The 16,106-nt window shown below is 70.4% G+C and carries 12 protein-coding genes and 1 riboswitch; of the genes, 4 read left to right on the top strand and 8 right to left on the bottom strand.

Annotated elements, in window-relative coordinates:
• Window positions 1-12: 12 nt before the first annotated feature.
• A complete protein-coding gene (locus PH203_RS05415; RefSeq protein ID WP_289916854.1) occupies window positions 13-2,829 on the bottom strand; it encodes a bifunctional GNAT family N-acetyltransferase/acetate--CoA ligase family protein in 2,817 nt (938 codons plus the stop codon).
• Window positions 2,830-3,028: 199 nt separating this feature from the next.
• Here PH203_RS05415 and PH203_RS05410 point away from each other — a divergent pair, with 199 nt between their 5' ends.
• On the top strand, window positions 3,029-3,310 hold the full coding sequence (locus tag PH203_RS05410; RefSeq protein WP_059198592.1) for an HPr family phosphocarrier protein: 282 nt from the start codon (window positions 3,029-3,031) through the stop codon (window positions 3,308-3,310).
• A 137-nt stretch (window positions 3,311-3,447) separates the two neighbouring features.
• Here the strand turns inward: PH203_RS05410 and PH203_RS05405 are convergent, their stop codons facing one another.
• The 4 genes from PH203_RS05405 to PH203_RS05390 form a co-directional block, all read right to left on the bottom strand.
• Entirely contained in the window at window positions 3,448-4,143 is a 696-nt protein-coding gene (locus PH203_RS05405) for a GntR family transcriptional regulator (RefSeq protein ID WP_289916850.1), read from the bottom strand.
• 187 nt (window positions 4,144-4,330) lie between these two features.
• Window positions 4,331-5,095, bottom strand: a complete 765-nt coding sequence (locus tag PH203_RS05400; RefSeq protein WP_289916848.1) for a M23 family metallopeptidase — start codon at window positions 5,093-5,095, stop codon at window positions 4,331-4,333.
• Window positions 5,096-5,107: 12 nt separating this feature from the next.
• Window positions 5,108-5,273, bottom strand: a riboswitch (cyclic di-AMP (ydaO/yuaA leader).
• A 202-nt stretch (window positions 5,274-5,475) separates the two neighbouring features.
• Window positions 5,476-6,864 carry a pitrilysin family protein gene (locus PH203_RS05395; protein ID WP_289916846.1) on the bottom strand — a complete coding sequence of 463 codons (1,389 nt, stop codon included), beginning with the start codon at window positions 6,862-6,864 and terminating at the stop codon, window positions 5,476-5,478.
• A complete protein-coding gene (locus PH203_RS05390) occupies window positions 6,861-8,255 on the bottom strand; it encodes a pitrilysin family protein (RefSeq protein WP_289916843.1) in 1,395 nt (464 codons plus the stop codon). The genes PH203_RS05395 and PH203_RS05390 overlap by 4 nt, the downstream gene beginning before the upstream one ends.
• Before the next feature lie 315 nt (window positions 8,256-8,570).
• On the opposite strand from PH203_RS05390, the gene PH203_RS05385 reads away from it, so the two are divergent.
• Complete coding sequence (locus tag PH203_RS05385; protein WP_289916842.1) at window positions 8,571-11,030, top strand: DNA topoisomerase IV subunit A; 2,460 nt, start codon at window positions 8,571-8,573, stop codon at window positions 11,028-11,030.
• Between the two features lie 38 nt (window positions 11,031-11,068).
• Here the strand turns inward: PH203_RS05385 and PH203_RS05380 are convergent, their stop codons facing one another.
• Window positions 11,069-12,166, bottom strand: a complete 1,098-nt coding sequence (locus tag PH203_RS05380; protein ID WP_289916840.1) for a GTP-binding protein — start codon at window positions 12,164-12,166, stop codon at window positions 11,069-11,071.
• Between the two features lie 323 nt (window positions 12,167-12,489).
• Between PH203_RS05380 and PH203_RS05375 the strand changes: the two genes are divergently transcribed.
• Complete coding sequence (locus PH203_RS05375) at window positions 12,490-12,987, top strand: DUF6082 family protein (protein WP_289916838.1); 498 nt, start codon at window positions 12,490-12,492, stop codon at window positions 12,985-12,987.
• A gap of 78 nt (window positions 12,988-13,065) precedes the next feature.
• Here the strand turns inward: PH203_RS05375 and PH203_RS05370 are convergent, their stop codons facing one another.
• Window positions 13,066-13,302 (bottom strand): hypothetical protein, encoded by a 237-nt coding sequence (locus tag PH203_RS05370; RefSeq protein WP_289916836.1) that lies wholly within the window; start codon window positions 13,300-13,302, stop codon window positions 13,066-13,068.
• A 256-nt stretch (window positions 13,303-13,558) separates the two neighbouring features.
• Complete coding sequence (locus PH203_RS05365) at window positions 13,559-14,725, bottom strand: citrate synthase/methylcitrate synthase (protein WP_289916834.1); 1,167 nt, start codon at window positions 14,723-14,725, stop codon at window positions 13,559-13,561.
• Window positions 14,726-14,822: 97 nt separating this feature from the next.
• On the opposite strand from PH203_RS05365, the gene PH203_RS05360 reads away from it, so the two are divergent.
• Window positions 14,823-16,076 carry a citrate synthase gene (locus tag PH203_RS05360; protein WP_289916833.1) on the top strand — a complete coding sequence of 418 codons (1,254 nt, stop codon included), beginning with the start codon at window positions 14,823-14,825 and terminating at the stop codon, window positions 16,074-16,076.
• Window positions 16,077-16,106: the final 30 nt, after the last annotated feature.

The raw sequence follows: 16,106 nt of genomic DNA, 5'->3' as shown, positions 1-16,106 counted from the left end.
TCAGAGGTGTTCTCAGTACGCGGGCAGCGTCCGCGGGCCGAGGTCGTCGCGGGCGGGCGGGGGCGCGAGGCGTACGGAAGCGCCGAGGACGCTCAGGCCGTGCGGGGCGACGACGACCGGTTCCAGGGTCACCGCGACGACCTCGGGATGGTCGTCGACGAGGCGGGACACCCTCAGGAGCAGCTCTTCGAGCGCGGCGGTGTCGACCGGCGCCGAACCTCTCCAGCCAAAGAGGAGCGGTGCCGTCCGGATCGACCGGACCAGCGAGGTCGCCTCGCGGTCGGTGACCGGAATCAGCCGGTGGGCGACGTCCTCGAGCAGCTGTGAGGCGGCCCCGGCGAGCCCGAAGGAGAGCACGGCACCGGCCGCGGGGTCGATGACGGCCCGTACGACGGTGTCCACGCCGCGTGGCGCCATCCGCTGCACGACCGGGCGCAGCTCCTCGGGCGTCCCGAACAGCTCCGCCAACTCGGCGTAGGCCCGTCGCAGTTGTTCCTCGTCGGCGAGATCGAGCCGTACGCCGCCCAGGTCGGCGCGGTGCCTGAGGTGCGGCGCGGTGGCCTTGAGGGCGACGGGGTAGCCGAGGGTGCCTGCGGCCCGGGCGGCTTCGTCGGGGGTGGGTGCGGGCAGGGAGCGGTGGACCTGGACGCCGTACTTGGCGAGGAGCTCGCAGGTCTCCTCGGCGCCGAGGGTGAGGCCCTGGCCGCGCGCGAGGAGGCCGTCGATCAGTTCGGCGGCGCCCTTCTCGTCGATGGCCGCGTCGATGGACTCGGGTATCTTGCCGGGCTCGGCGGCGTCGCGGCGCCACTGGGCGTACTTCACGGCTTCGCCGAGGGCGCGGACGGCACGTTCGGCGGCGGGGTAGGCGGGGATGAGGCGGGAGCAGTTGCGGGATGTCTCCTCGGCCGGCTTGGCGGCGAGGCGGTCCAGGGCGCGGAAGGGGTGCGAGGCGCTCGGGATCGCGGCCTGGGGTGCGGTGCTGGTCGCGGCGGACAGTGCCTCGGCGAGGCCGCCCAGCTCGACATGGACCACCAGCACCGGCTTGCCCGGCACCTGCTCGGCCGCCGACCTGAGCGCCTCGGCGAGCGCGGCGTCCCCCGCGGAGCCCTCTCCGACGGTGGGGATCGCGGTCACGACGACCGCGTCGCAGGTGTCGTCGGCCAACGCGCGCGAGAGGGCCGTGTGGAAGTCCGCGGGCGTGGCTGCCGTCGTCAGGTCCAGCGGGGTCAGCGGCCGGAGTCCTTCGGAGAGGCACGCGTCGTACGTCAGCAGGCCCAGGGACTCGGAGTTCCCGAGGATCGCCACCCGCGGGCCGCCCGGGAGGGGCTGGCGGGCGAGCAGCAGACCTGTGTCGACCAGCTCGGTGATGGTGTTCACGCGGATCACGCCGGCCTGCCCGAGCAGCGCGGAGACCGTCGAGTGCGGCAGCCGCGTGGCCCGTACGGCATGCCCCTGGGGTGCGGAGCCGGCGCTCTGGACCACCACCAGTGGCTTGGCGGCCGCGGTGCGGCGGGCGAGGCGGGTGAACTTGCGCGGGTTGCCGATCGACTCCAGGTACATCAGTACGACGTCGGTGTCCGGGTCGTCGTACCAGTACTGCAGGACGTCGTTGCCGGAGACGTCCGCGCGGTTGCCGGAGGAGACGAAGGTGGAGACGCCCGTGGTGCCGGTGACGCCGCCGCCGCGCCGGTGCAGCCGGGACAACAGGGCGATGCCGATGGCGCCGGACTGGGCGAACAGGCCGATGCGGCCGGGGCGGGGCGTCTCGTTGGCCAGGGAGGCGTTGAGCCGTACGCCGGGGTTGGTGTTGATGATCCCGAAGGCGTTGGGCCCGATGATCCGCATGCCGTACGCGCGCGCGTGCCGTACGAGTTCGCGCTGGCGCTCGCGTCCTTCGGGGCCGCTCTCGGCGTACCCGGCGGAGATCACGACGAGTCCCTGCACGCCGTGCTCGCCGCACTCGGTGACGACCTGGGGGACGTGTTCGGCGGGGACGGTGACGACGGCCAGGTCGACGGGCCCTTCGACGTCCCGTACCGAGCGGTAGGCGGGGACACCGTCGAGCTCCTTGTCCGGGAAGGCCCTGTTCACGGCGTACAGGCGGCCCGTGAAGCCCGCGTCCCGGATGTTGCCGAGGATGCTGCGGCCCACACCGCCAGGGGTGCGGCCGACGCCGATCACGGCGACCGAGCCGGGGGTGAGCAGCCGCTGCACGGACCGCGCCTCGGCGCGCTGCTCGCGCGCGTACTGCACGGCGAGGGAACGGTCGGTGGGTTCGAGGTCGAACTCCAGGCGTACGACGCCGTCCTCGAAGCTGCGCTTCTGGGTGTATCCGGCGTCCGTGAACACCTTGATCATCTTGTTGTTGGCGGGCAGCACCTCGGCGGCGAAGCGGCGGATGCCGCGCTCGCGGGCGACGGCGCCGATGTGTTCGAGGAGGGCGGAGGCGACGCCCCGGCCCTGGTGGGCGTCCTGGACGAGGAAGGCGACCTCGGCCTCGTCGGCGGGTGCGGACGCGGGCATCCCGTCGGTGCCGATGCGGTCGTAGCGTACGGTGGCGATGAACTCGCCTCCGACCGTGGCGGCGAGTCCCACCCGGTCCACAAAGTCGTGGTGCGTGAAGCGGTGGACGTCCTTGGCGGACAGGCGAGGGTAGGGCGCGAAGAAGCGGTAGTACTTCGACTCGTCCGACACCTGCTCGTAGAAGCTGACCAGGCGCTCGGCGTCATCAACGGTGATGGGGCGGATGCGCGCGGTGCCGCCGTCGCGCAGCACCACGTCGGCTTCCCAGTGTGCGGGGTACTCGTGCCGGTCCGGCGAGGTCTGCATGGGCCCCAGATTACGGCTCGCGTACGACAACGGCGCGAGGCAGTCTGTGGAGAACGCACGACCATCTCAAGAGGACGGAAGTCGGACCGAGGCCGCGGTCCGACGACTCACCCCGGACGGGACCAAGGGACCGCTCCGGAGACACTTCACGTGTGGGAAACTGGTCTAGACAACCCTGAACACCGAAGGGCAGCATCACATGGCTGAGCGCCGCGTCAACGTCGGCTGGGCCGAGGGTCTTCACGCCCGCCCCGCTTCCATCTTCGTCCGGGCCACCACGGCCTCCGGTATCCCCGTGACGATCGCCAAGGCCGACGGCAACCCCGTCAACGCGGCCTCCATGCTGGCGGTTCTGGGCCTGGGCGCCCAGGGTGGCGAGGAGATCGTCCTCGCCTCCGACGCCGAGGGCGCGGACGCCGCCCTCGACCGACTGGCGAAGCTGGTCTCCGAGGGTCTCGAGGAGCTTCCCGAGACCGTCTGATTTACCGGATCCGGATGGATCACGGCACCACTGAAGGGCTCGTCCGAGTTTATCGGGCGGGCCCTTTCCTTTTCCCGTCCGCGGGCAGCAGAAATAATGCCCTGCGAATTACTCTCTCTTTGTATACGGCTCCCGTGTTAATGCCGCAGGCTCGGCATGTTTACGGGATGTTGCGAGTTCCTCACACGCTCCGGCCGATCTCCGGCGCCGGCGAATCGGAGCCGGTGCGCGATGGTGGAACGCTCCGTGTGGAGAGCCGTGACGGCACGCGCGCGTTCGCCGTCGCCGCGCGCCACCGCGTCCACGATCGCGCCGTGCTCCGCCCAGGACTCGACGGGGTTGGCGGGCGCGTCCACCGCGTACATCCAGGCAATCTTGTGGCGCAGCTGGGTCAGCATGGAGGCCAGCGCGGGGCTGCCGGAGGCCTGGGCCAGCGTCTCGTGGAACCAGCTGCCCAGGGAGCGCAGATCCTCGCTGTTGCCCCTCCTGGCCCGCTCCTGGCCCAGTCTGACGAGCCCGCGCAGGACCTTTAGATGGGCCTCCGTGCGCCGCTGGGCGGCCCGGGAGGCACCGAGGGGCTCCAGGAGCATCCGCATCTCCAGCAGGTCGGCGGCCTCCTGCTCGGTCGGTTCGGCCACGCACGCGCCCGCGTGCCGCCGCGTCACCACGAAGCCCTCGGCCTCCAGGGTGCGCAGGGCCTCCCGGACGGGGACACGGGAGACGCCGTAGCGGCGGGCGAGGAGTTCCTCGGTGAGGCGGCTGCCGCGCTCGTAGACACCGGCGACGATGTCGTCCCTGATCGCGGTGCATACCGAGTGCGCCGGAATACGCATGACCGACCTCCGCTTTAATCCCCGTGAAACGTCGACGATTGACGTGTGTTCAGTGACTCTATTGCAAAGAGCGCGAATTTCCGATGGCGGACCGGAATCCATGGATATTTTTTGGACAGCAGGGCGACCAAAACGGCGAAACCCCGGCTCGATGAGCCGGGGTTTCAGGAGATCTTGCGGTCCGTCGTCAGACGTTCACGCCATGCGAGCGCAGGTAGGCGACGGGGTCGATGTCCGAGCCGTACTCGGCGGTCGTCCGGCACTCGAAGTGCAGGTGCGCGCCGGTGACGTTGCCGGTCGCGCCCGACAGGCCGATCTGCTGGCCCGGGGTGACGGTCTGGCCGACCGAGACGCCGATGGACGACAGGTGGCCGTACTGGGTGTACGTGCCGTCGTTCATCTTGATCACGATGTTGTTGCCGTACGAGCCGCCCCAGCCCGCCTCGACGACGGTGCCGGAGCCGACCGCGCGGACGGAGGTGCCGCTGGCCGCGTGGAAGTCGACGCCGGTGTGGCTGCCGGAGGACCAGACAGCGCCGCCGGCCTTGTAGCCGGTGGAGATGTACGAGCCCGAGATCGGGGCGACGTAGGAGTTGAGGCGCTTGCGCTCGGCGGCGGCGCGGGCGGCGCGCTCCTTGGCCTCGCGCTCCTTCTTGGCCTTGGCGGCGGCCTTCTTGCGCGCCTCCTCCTCGGCCTTCTGCTGGGCGGCCTCGACGGCCGCCTGCTGCTGGGCCTCGGCCTGGGCGTCGATCTGGGCGGCGACCGCGTCGCCCATGGTGACGACCGGGATGAGTCCGGTCTGCTCGGCCGCGGGCTCCGCGGCGAGGGCCGGGGCGGCGAGGGTGCCGATGACGCCGGTGGTGGTGAGGGCCGCGACCCCCGCCGCACGGGCGGTGGTGCGCTTCATCCGGCTCGGGGCACGGTGCTTCCCGGTGGCGCGCGTGAACGCCATGTAGTGGCTGGTCCTTTCCTTCCCTCTCGCCTACCGGGTTAGCTGACGGGTTCGGAGCAGGAAGGTCTCCTACGGACCCCCTCGCGGCACGCGCGGGCGTCCGATTCACCCCAGGGACTACGGATGGGTCCCCGGCTCCCCTGGCTCGCGCCGTACGGGGACTCGGCGATGACTGTCCGGTGCCGCGGATGCGGCGCAGTGCCTGACGGACAGCCCGGACGACGCTAAGCGGGGCCGCTTTCAATCCCCAAACGGATGAGGCAGTTTGTAGCGCATCCCACAGGGCAAACAGGCAACCAGCCTTCAATTCAGACATTAACCGGACATTAAGGGGCCCTGGTGACGCTTCAGTCACCAGGGCCCCTCCACGCGCGCGTGCCCTACTCGGCCGACACCACGGTCACTTCACCGATGCCGAGGGCCTCGACGGGCTCCTTGATGGCCGCCGCGTCGCCGACCAGGATCGTCACCAGACGGTCCACCGGGAAGGCGTTGACGGCCGCCGCGGTGGCCTCCACGGTGCCGGTCGCGGCGAGCTGCCGGTACAGCGTGGCCTGGTAGTCGTCGGGCAGGTGCTGCTCGACCTGGTCGGCCAGCGTGCTCGCGACGGCCGCCGCCGTCTCGTACTTCAGAGGGGCGACGCCGACGAGGTTCTGCACGGCGACATCACGCTCGTCGTCGGTGAGCCCCTCCGCGGCGAGGGTGCGCAGGACCGTCCACAGGTCGTCCAGGGCGGGGCCGGTGTTCGGGGTGTCGACGGAGCCGCTGATGGCGAGCATCGCGACGCCGGTGCCCTCGGGGGTGGAGCGCAGGACCTGGCCGAACGCCCGGACGCCGTAGGTGTAGCCCTTCTCCTCGCGCAGGACGCGGTCCAGACGGGAGGTGAGGGTGCCGCCGAGGCAGTACGTGCCGAGCACCTGCGCGGGCCACACGCGGTCGTGCCGGTCGGCGCCGATCCGGCCGATCAGCAGCTGCGTCTGGACGGCGCCGGGGCGGTCCACGATGACGACGCGGCCGGTGTCGTCGGCGGTGATCGGTGCCACCGGGCGCTGCTGGGCCGGGGAGCCGGTCCAGGAGCCGAGGGTGTCGCCGAGCAGCTCGTCGAGGTCGATGCCGGTGAGGTCGCCGACGACCACGACGGTGCCGGTGGCGGGGCGGACGTGCTTCTCGTAGAAGGCGCGTACGGCCGCGGAGTCGATGTTGCGGACGGTGTCCTCGGTGCCCTGGCGCGGGCGGGAGATGCGCAGGTCCGCCGGGAACAGGGTCCTGGAGAGCTCCTTGGCGGCCCGGCGCGAGGGGTTGGCCAGCTCGTGCGGGATCTCGTCGAGGCGGTTGGTGACAAGACGCTCGACCTCGCTGTCCGCGAACGCGGGCGCCCTGAGGGCGTCGGCCAGCAGACCGAGCGCCTTGGGCAGGCGGGACGCAGGGACCTCCAGGCTCAGGCGAACGCCCGGGTGGTCGGCGTGCGCGTCGAGGGTGGCGCCGGCCCGTTCCAGCTCGGCGGCGAACTCCTCGGCGGTGTGCTTGTCGGTGCCCTCGGAGAAGGCGCGCGCCATGATCGTGGCGACGCCGTCCAGGCCGGCCGGTTCGGCGTCCAGGGGCGCGTACAGGAGGACCTCGACCGCGACGACCTGCTGGCCGGGGCGGTGGCAGCGCAGAACGGTCAGGCCGTTGTCGAGGGTGCCGCGCTCGGGGGCCGGGAAGGCCCAGGGCTTGGCCTCGCCGGCCTGCGGCTGGGGGTGGAATTCCATCGTGGCGAGCTCGGTCACTTGGCCGTCTCCTCGTTCTTGTCGCCGGCTTCGACGGTGGCTTCGGCCTCGGGGTCCTCCGGGGGATCCGCGTCCTCGGCGCTGTCTCCCGCGACGGGTTCGTAGACGAGCACCGCGCGGTTGTCGGGGCGCAGGCGGGCCTTGGCGACCTCCTGGACCTCCTCGGCGGTGACCTCCAGGACGCGGTTGACGGCGGTGAGGGCGAGCTGCGGGTCGCCGAACAGGACGGCGTAGCGGCACAGTTCGTCGGCGCGGCCCGCGACGGTACCGAGCCGGTCCAGCCACTCGCGCTCCAACTGGGCCTGGGCGCGCTCCATTTCCTCGGCCGTGGGGCCCTCCGCTGCGAACCGGGCGAGCTCCTCGTCGATCGCGGCCTCGATGACCGGCACCTCGACGTCACCGGACGTCTTCACGTCCAGCCAGCCCAGGGAGGGCGCCCCGGCCAGCCGCAGCAGACCGAAGCCCGCCGCGACGGCCGTACGGTCCCGGCGTACCAGCCGGTTGTAGAGGCGGGAGGACTCGCCGCCGCCGAGGACGGTGAGCGCCAGGTCGACCGCGTCGCACGCGCGCGTGCCGTCGTGCGGAAGCCGGTAGGCGGCCATCAACGCGCGCGCGGGGACCTCCTCCTCGACGACCTCGCGCAGCTGCTCGCCGATGACGTCGGGCAACGAGCCGTCGCGCGGGGCGGGCTTGCCGTCGTGGGAGGCGATGGAGCCGAAGTACTTCTCGACCCAGGCGAGCGTCTGCTCGGGGTCGATGTCGCCGACGACCGACAGGACCGCGTTGTTCGGCGCGTAGTACGTCCGGAAGAACGCGCGCGCGTCCTCCAGGGTCGCCGCGTCCAGGTCGGCCATCGAGCCGATCGGGGTGTGGTGGTAGGGGTGGCCCTCCGGGTAGGCGAGTGCGGTCAGCTTCTCGAACGCGGTGCCGTAGGGGACGTTGTCGTAGCGCTGGCGGCGTTCGTTCTTGACGACGTCCCGCTGGTTCTCCATCGACTCGTCGTCGAGGGCGGCCAGCAGCGAGCCCATGCGGTCGGCCTCCAGCCAGAGGGCGAGCTCCAGCTGGTGGGCCGGCATGGTCTCGAAGTAGTTGGTGCGCTCGAAGCTGGTGGTGCCGTTGAGCGAGCCGCCCGCGCCCTGGACGAGTTCGAAGTGGCCGTTGCCCTTGACCTGTCCGGAGCCCTGGAACATCAGGTGCTCGAAGAGGTGGGCGAGTCCGGTACGGCCCTTGACCTCATGGCGCGAGCCGACGTCGTACCAGAGGCACACCGCCGCGACCGGGGTCAGGTGGTCCTCGGAGAGCACCACGCGCAGCCCGTTGGCCAGGCGGTGCTCCGTTGCTGTCAGGCCCCCGGTGCCTGCCTGGTCTGTGGCCGTGTGACCCATGGGCATGTACGTCCCTTCGATCGCGGTGCGGTTGATCGGAACCGCGTTTTTCTGCCGGTCCTGCCACTGTATGCAAGCGCGCGAAGGCCTGGTGAAGTTCCCGGTGGTCGTACGCCGACAGCGAGATCCCGTAGCCTGCGGGCGGGGGCCGCGTGCCGTACGGGTGAACCCCCGGCGGGACGGCTGACGTCGGGTCGTCGTCCGCGTTGTCAGTGCCGCGGTCCACAATGGTCCGCGTCAGATCTCGTTCACGCTTCAGCAAGAGTGAGCCGAAGGGGCGCGACCCGAAGGCGAGCGACCAGAAAAGAGGAGCCGGCAGCGATGGCCCGCCGAAGCACGAAGACCCCGCCGCCCGACGACTCGTACGAGGAGAAGATCCTCGACATCGACGTCGTCGACGAGATGCAGGGCTCCTTCCTCGAGTACGCGTACTCGGTCATCTACTCCCGTGCGCTGCCGGACGCCCGCGACGGCCTCAAGCCCGTGCACCGCCGCATCGTCTACCAGATGAACGAGATGGGCCTGCGCCCCGACCGCGGCTATGTGAAGTGCGCCCGCGTCGTCGGCGAGGTCATGGGCAAGCTGCACCCGCACGGCGACGCGTCCATCTACGACGCCCTGGTGCGCATGGCCCAGCCCTTCTCCATGCGCGTGCCGCTGGTCGACGGCCACGGCAACTTCGGCTCGCTCGGCAACGACGACCCGCCGGCCGCCATGCGGTACACCGAGTGCCGGCAGGCCGAGGCGACGAGCCTGATGACCGAGTCGATCGACGAGGACACGGTCGACTTCGCGCCCAACTACGACGGCCAGGAGCAGGAGCCGGTGGCACTGCCCGCCGCGTTCCCGAACCTGCTGGTCAACGGCGCGTCGGGCATCGCGGTCGGCATGGCCACCAACATGCCGCCGCACAACCTCTCCGAGGTCATCGCGGCCGCCCGCCATCTGATCCGCCACCCGAACGCGGATCTGGACACCCTGATGAAGTACGTCCCGGGCCCCGACCTGCCCACGGGCGGACGGATCGTGGGCCTGGCCGGCATCCGGGACGCGTACGAGACGGGCCGCGGCACCTTCAAGATCCGCGCCACGGTGTCGGTGGAGACCGTGACGGCCCGCCGCAAGGGCCTGGTGATCACCGAGCTGCCGTTCACGGTCGGCCCGGAGAAGGTCATCGCCAAGATCAAGGACCTGGTCGGCTCGAAGAAGATCCAGGGCATCGCCGACGTCAAGGACCTCACCGACCGGGCGCACGGCCTGCGCCTGGTCATCGAGATCAAGAACGGCTTCGTGCCCGAGGCGGTCCTGGAGCAGCTCTACAAGCTGACGCCGATGGAGGAGTCCTTCGGCATCAACAACGTCGCGCTGGTGGACGGCCAGCCGCTGACGCTCGGCCTCAAGGAGCTCCTGGAGGTCTATCTCGACCACCGCTTCGAGGTCGTGCGCCGCCGCAGCGAGTTCCGCCGCGGCAAGCGCCGCGACCGGCTGCACCTGGTGGAGGGTCTGCTCACGGCGCTCGTCGACATCGACGAGGTCATCCGCCTCATCCGCTCCAGCGACAACTCCGCCGAGGCCAAGCAGCGCCTCATGGAGCGCTTCTCGCTGAGCGAGATCCAGACGCAGTACATCCTCGACACGCCGCTGCGCCGTCTCACCAAGTACGACCGCATCGAGCTGGAGTCCGAGAAGGACCGGCTCAACGCGGAGATCGAGGAGCTGACCCGGATCCTCGACTCGGACACCGAGCTGCGCAAGCTGGTCTCCACCGAACTGGCCGCGGTGGCCAAGAAGTTCGGCACCGACCGGCGTACGGTCCTGCTGGAGGCGGGCGCGGTCGCCCCGACGGCCGCCGTTCCGCTGCAGGTGGCGGACGACCCGTGCCGGGTGCTGCTGTCCTCGACGGGGCTGCTGGCGCGTACGGCGAACGGCGAGCCGTTCCCGCAGGACGCGGACGGCAAGCGCGTCAAGCACGACGTGATCGTCTCGGCGGTCCCGGCGACCGCGCGCGGTGAGATCGGCGCGGTCACGTCGGCGGGCCGGCTGCTGCGGATCAACGTCATCGACCTGCCGCAGCTCCCCGACACGGTCTCGGCGCCCAACCTCGCAGGAGGGGCGCCCGTGTCGGAGTTCGTCTCCCTGGAGGACGGCGAGACGCTGGTCTGCCTGATCACCCTCGACGAGTCCTCGCCGGGCCTGGCGCTCGGCACGGAACAGGGTGTCGTCAAGCGTGTGGTGCCCGACTACCCGTCCAACAAGGAGGAGCTGGAGGTCATCACGCTCAAGGACGGCGACCGGATCGTCGGCGCGGTCGAGCTGCGCACCGGTGAGGAGGACCTCGTCTTCATCACGGACGACGCGCAACTGCTGCGCTACCAGGCCTCGCAGGTCCGTCCGCAGGGCCGTCCCGCGGGCGGTATGGCGGGCATCAAGCTCACGGACGGCGCGAAGGTCATCTCCTTCACCGCGGTGGACCCGGCGGCGGATGCGGTGGTCTTCACGGTGGCGGGCTCGCGCGGCACGCTCGACGACTCCGTCCAGACGACGGCCAAGCTGACCCCGTTCGACCAGTACCCGCGCAAGGGCCGCGCCACCGGTGGCGTCCGCTGCCAGCGGTTCCTGAAGGGCGAGGACTGCCTGTCGCTGGCCTGGGCGGGCCCGGTACCGGCCCTTGCGGCGCAGAAGAACGGCACGCCGGCGGAGCTGCCGGAGATCGACCCGCGCCGTGACGGTTCGGGGGTGTCGCTGCCGAAGACGGTGTCGGTGGTGGCGGGGCCGGTCTAGATCTCGTCGTCCAGATCTCGTCGTCCAGATCCTGTCGTCTAGATCTTGTCGAGGGGCTCGGCGGGTTCGTCCTCCGAGCCCCGGACGTAGCGCAGGACGCCCCACATGGCGTGCTCGTGGACGGTGTGCGTGGCATCCGCCCTGCACACCTCCAGCTCCTTGCCGAGCGCCTTGGTGTCGATGCCGGAGCCGATGAGGACCAGTTGCGTGAGCCGTTCGGCGTCCGCGGGCCACGGCTCGGGGTAGAAGCGCAGGAAACGTCCCACGGCATGGACGGCGTACCGGTTCCGGGCGTCGTGCCGCCCGAAGTCGACGTACCCCTTGATCCGGTACAGCCCCTCGGGCCGGCTGTCCAGGAACTCCATCAGCCGGCGCGGGTCGAGCGGCACTTCGGAGGTGAAGGAGAGGCTCTCGTACGCGGCATGGAGATGGTCCGTGTGGCCGCCGTAGCCGCCGTGGCCGCCGTGCTCGTCCTCGCCGTGTTCGTGCAGGTCGTCGAAGGAGAGTTGACCGATGCGCTCCTCACTGGGCCGGCAGTCGAAGAGGAACTCGGGGTCGATCCGGCCGTAGGCGGCGGACACGACGGCGGCACGGTCGACGAGCGAGCGGACGAGGTCGAGGACGCGGTCACCGCCGGCGGCCCGGTCGACTTTGTTGACGACAACGAGGTCGGCCAGGGCGAGATGCCGGTCGACCTCGGGATGCTTGGCGCGCGTGTCGTCGAACTCGGCGGCGTCGACGACCTCGACGAGTCCGCCGTAGACGATCCCGGGGTGCTCGCTGGCCAGCACCATCCGCACCAGTTCCTGCGGCTCGGCGAGCCCGCTGGCCTCGATGACGATGACGTCGATGCCGGTGGAAGGCGCGGCGAGCCGCTCCAGGTACACGTCGAGCTCACTGGCGTCGACCGCACAGCACAGACAGCCGTTGCCGAGCGAGACGGTGGAGTCTCCGAGGGCACCCGCGACGGCCATCGCGTCGATCTCGATGGCACCGAAGTCGTTGACGATCGCCCCGATACGGCTGCCTCCGCTGCGGTGGAGGAGGTGATTGAGGAGGGTGGTCTTGCCGGAACCGAGGAATCCGGCGAGGACGACGACCGGGATCTGCCGATGGCCGGGGCTCGGCTGACTCAACGTACGACCTCTTTCGCGCTGGTGCGCGCACCGGATCGCGGCTCCGGCGCACGTACGAGGTTTGAATGCCGGACCAGGATACGAGCCGGAAGAATCACCGCGAAGTGAACGATTGTTAGCAGCATTTGCGGGGCAGACGTTGGGCAAGGCGCCGGTGCGTGCGACCCTCACTTCCTTCCGTGCGCCTCCTCTCCGCCTCCCCCGCCGATCAGAGCCGCTCGGCACCCTGGGAGACGGCAAGCGCCGCCCACCGCTCGCCGGTCCCCATCAGTCGACCCGCAACCCGACGACCGGCGGAACGGCCGCCTGATCCGGGGGTTGACATGGCCACACAGAGTGCAGGTATACGGAGGATGATGTCGGCCGTGAAGGCGCGGTTCACATCCGCCGTCGGCACGCCGGGCTCACGACGCCGCAAGAGGGCCGCTCTGGCCGAACAGCACCGGCTCTCCTTCGATCTGCTCTGCAAAGCCATGGCCGATCCCGCCCTGGCCGAGGTGCTGGACACGTACGAGTCCGAGATCCCCATCGACAAACAGCGACAGTTCCTCTTCGCCAACGCGCTCTACGTCAACAACCTGCACTTCTACCGGATCGGCGCCCTGTCCCAGGCGGAGCTGTACGGACATCTGCGGGTGATGTGCCAGAACAAGGTGTTCCGCGAGTACTGGGAGGCGACCCGCCATCATCGCAAGAGCCTGCCCGAGACATCGGAGGAGTTCATTCTTGGCCGGATGATGGACGATCTGATCCAGGATCTGACCGACGCCGACACGGACGAGTGGTGGGTCGTGGGCGAACCACCCGATGAGCCGGCATGACCTCGGGGTCCGGTTCTGCGACACCGGACCTCGAAGGATGCGGTGACCGCCCAGGAGCAGCCACCGCTGAGGGAAACGTCAGACATCGGGGATGTCGCGCTTGGCGCGGACGAGCGTCTCGCGCGTGATGACGACGATCCGCTCGTAGTCCGCTCGTGCCGCGTCCGACGGGAGCTCGGGGTCGATTTCCGCGGTCGCCTCGCGCCCGATGACGGCGAAGTCGCCGTTGCTGAGCTCGAAGATGTCGGGGCAGGTTTGCCCTGTGGTACTGCCACGCTCCCGAGGAGGGACCCCGACACGTCGCACGATCTTCACGGAGGTGTACCGCCTTGTGACTCAGAGGGATGACTGTGCCCTCTGAGCCGCGGTAATTCGTCGGGGGTGCGTCAGAGTGCGCTCTCCGCGCAGGGGTGTTCGCCGGAGCGCCCGGGAGAGGGCCGGTTCAAGATATCGACTCCGGTGCACATGATGCGCGTGGTATCCCCCGGCAAGTGAGTGAAAATTCCATAACAGGCTTGACGGGACCGTGCATCATGTCAGGTCCTCTCCTCCCAAAGCACAACGAGACGGTTCAGTTCGCCGGGGGCACCGCCACCGGCGCCCCCGGCCCCACATACCGCGCCACCGGCCGAATGATCTTCGAGTCCTCCGCCTGCTCCAGGATGTTGGCGCTCCACCCCACCACCCGCCCCGTCGCGAACGTCGGTGTGAACATCTCGCGGGGCAGACCGCAGAGCTCCATGACCACTCCCGCGTAGAACTCGACGTTGGTGTGGAGTTCACGGCCGGGCTTCAACTCGGCCAGGATCGCCTCGACTTGACGTTCGACCTCGACGGCGAACTCGACGCGCGGGCCGCCGAAGCCCTGGGCCACCTCGCGCAGCATCCGGGAACGCGGGTCCTCGGTCCGGTAGATCGCATGCCCGAACCCCATGATCCGCTCGCCGGCGAGAACCCGTTCACGGATCCAGGGGTCGATGCGGTCAGGCGCGCCGATCGCATCCAGGGTGTCCAGCGCACGGCTGGGCGCACCGCCGTGCAGCGGCCCTGACAGCGCCCCGACAGCACCGACGAGGCACGCCGCGACGTCCGCACCCGTCGAGGTGATGACACGCGCCGTAAAGGTTGATGCATTGAATCCGTGATCAATGGTTGAGATCAAGTACTGCTCGACCGCCCGGGCCTGACGTGGATCCGGCTCCGAACCCGTCAACATGTAGAGGTAGTTGGCCGCGTGGGTGAGATCCTCGCGCGGCTCGACCGGCTCAAGACCCTGCCCCAGCCGGTACAGCGCGGTGAGGAGAGTCGGTACGGCGGCGGCCGCAGCGATCGCGTCCCGGCACCGCTCGTCCGCGCCGATGTCGTACACCGGCCGGAAGCCCTTGGCCGCGCCGAGCAGCGACAGTGCCGTGCGCATCCCGGCGAGCGGTCCGGAGATCGCGCTCGCCGCCGCAACGGCGGGCAGCGCCGCCCGCACCTCGTCGGGCAGCCGGCGCAGGGCGGCGGTCTCGGCGGCGAAGGCGGCCGCGCGCGCTGCGTCCGGCAGTTCACCGTGGACCAGGAGATGCCAGACGTCCTCGAAGCCGCGGGTCTGCGCGAGTTCGACGGCCGAGTACTGGCGGTAGTGATAGAAGCCCTCGATCCCCCGGACGTCACCGATCTCGGTGTCGGTGACGACGACGCCCGCGAGCCCTCGGGGTACATCGACGAGGGTGGCTGCGGCCCTGTTGACGGACATGTTTCCTCCCTGAACTTGATTCGACTGTCCACTCTTGACTCAATCTCTGTCAATATTGATTGAATCAATGCCCACTCAACGCGGATACGGTGACCTCATGCGCGATCACGAACCCGTCCCCCACCACGAGGACCGGCGGCTGAGCACCAAGGAGGCCGCCGAACTTCTGGGCGTGAAGCCCGAGACCGTGTACGCCTACGTGAGCCGTGGTCAGCTCGGCAGCCGCCGTGTGCCCGGCGGCCGGGGCAGCACCTTCGACGCCAAGGAGGTGGAGGCGCTCGCCCGCCGCAACAGACGGGAGAGCAGCGGAAGTCCGGGCTCCGGGGGCGAGCTGTCCGTACGGACCCGCATCACGCTCATCGACACCGACCGGTACTACTTCCGGGGCGTCGACGCGACCGAGCTCGCCGCGCGCCACTCCTACGAAGAGATCGCCGAGTGGCTGTGGACCGGGCAGATGCGGGCCGGTACGACGTTCACCGCCCCCGACACCTCCGTCGCCGTCGCCCGCCGCGCCGTCGACGCCCTGCCCGAACACACCTCGCCCACCGACCGGTTGCGGGTCGCGGCGATCGCCGCCGCGACCGCGGACCCGCTGCGCTTCGACCTGTCCGAGAGCGCCGTACTGGGCACCGCGCGCATCCTCATCCCCACCCTCGTCGCCGCCCTGCCGCCGGTGCGCAAGGACCACCGCGACGAGGGCTCGCTGGCCCGGCGTCTGTGGGCGCGGCTGAGCGGCCGCAAGCCCGACGAGGCGTCCCTGCGCGTCCTGGACACGGCCCTGGGCCTGCTCGTCGACCACGACCTGGCCGCCTCCACCCTCGCCGTGCGGGTCGCCGCCTCGGCCCGCGCGCACGCCTACGCGGCCGTCTCCGCGGGCCTGGGCGTGCTGGAGGGCCCGCTGCACGGAGCGGCCAGCGGGCTCGCCCACCGGCTGCTGCACGACGTGCTCGAGCACGGTGACGCGGCCCCCGTGATCGCCGACGAACTGCGGGCCGGGCGCCGCATCCCCGGGCTCGGCCACCGGCTCTACCCGGGCGAGGACCCACGCGCGCGTGCCCTGTTCGGCCTCCTGGACGAGATCCCGGACGCCGCTCCCGCGCTCGCCGCGGCACGCGACGTGGTGGCCACCACCGCCCGCCACACCCCGCTGCACGCCAACGTCGACCTGGCCCTCGCCGTGCTCACCGCCTCCTGCGGGATGCCCTCCACGGCCGGCGAGACGATCTTCGCCGTGGCCCGCACGGCGGGCTGGATCGCCCACACCCTGGAGGAGTACGGGGAACGGCCGCTGAGGATGCGACCGAGCGGTCTGTACGTCGGCTCGAAACCCCCTCAACCTCTGCCATAGAAGGACACGAGCAAGGCCGGAAGTCGCCTC

Origin of the sequence: Streptomyces sp. S.PB5, assembly GCF_030403745.1 — a bacterium.
Taxonomy (GTDB): Bacteria; Actinomycetota; Actinomycetes; order Streptomycetales; family Streptomycetaceae; genus Streptomyces.
The sequence above is the reverse complement of the archived record's forward strand: the minus strand, read 5'-3'. Positions and strand labels throughout refer to the sequence as shown.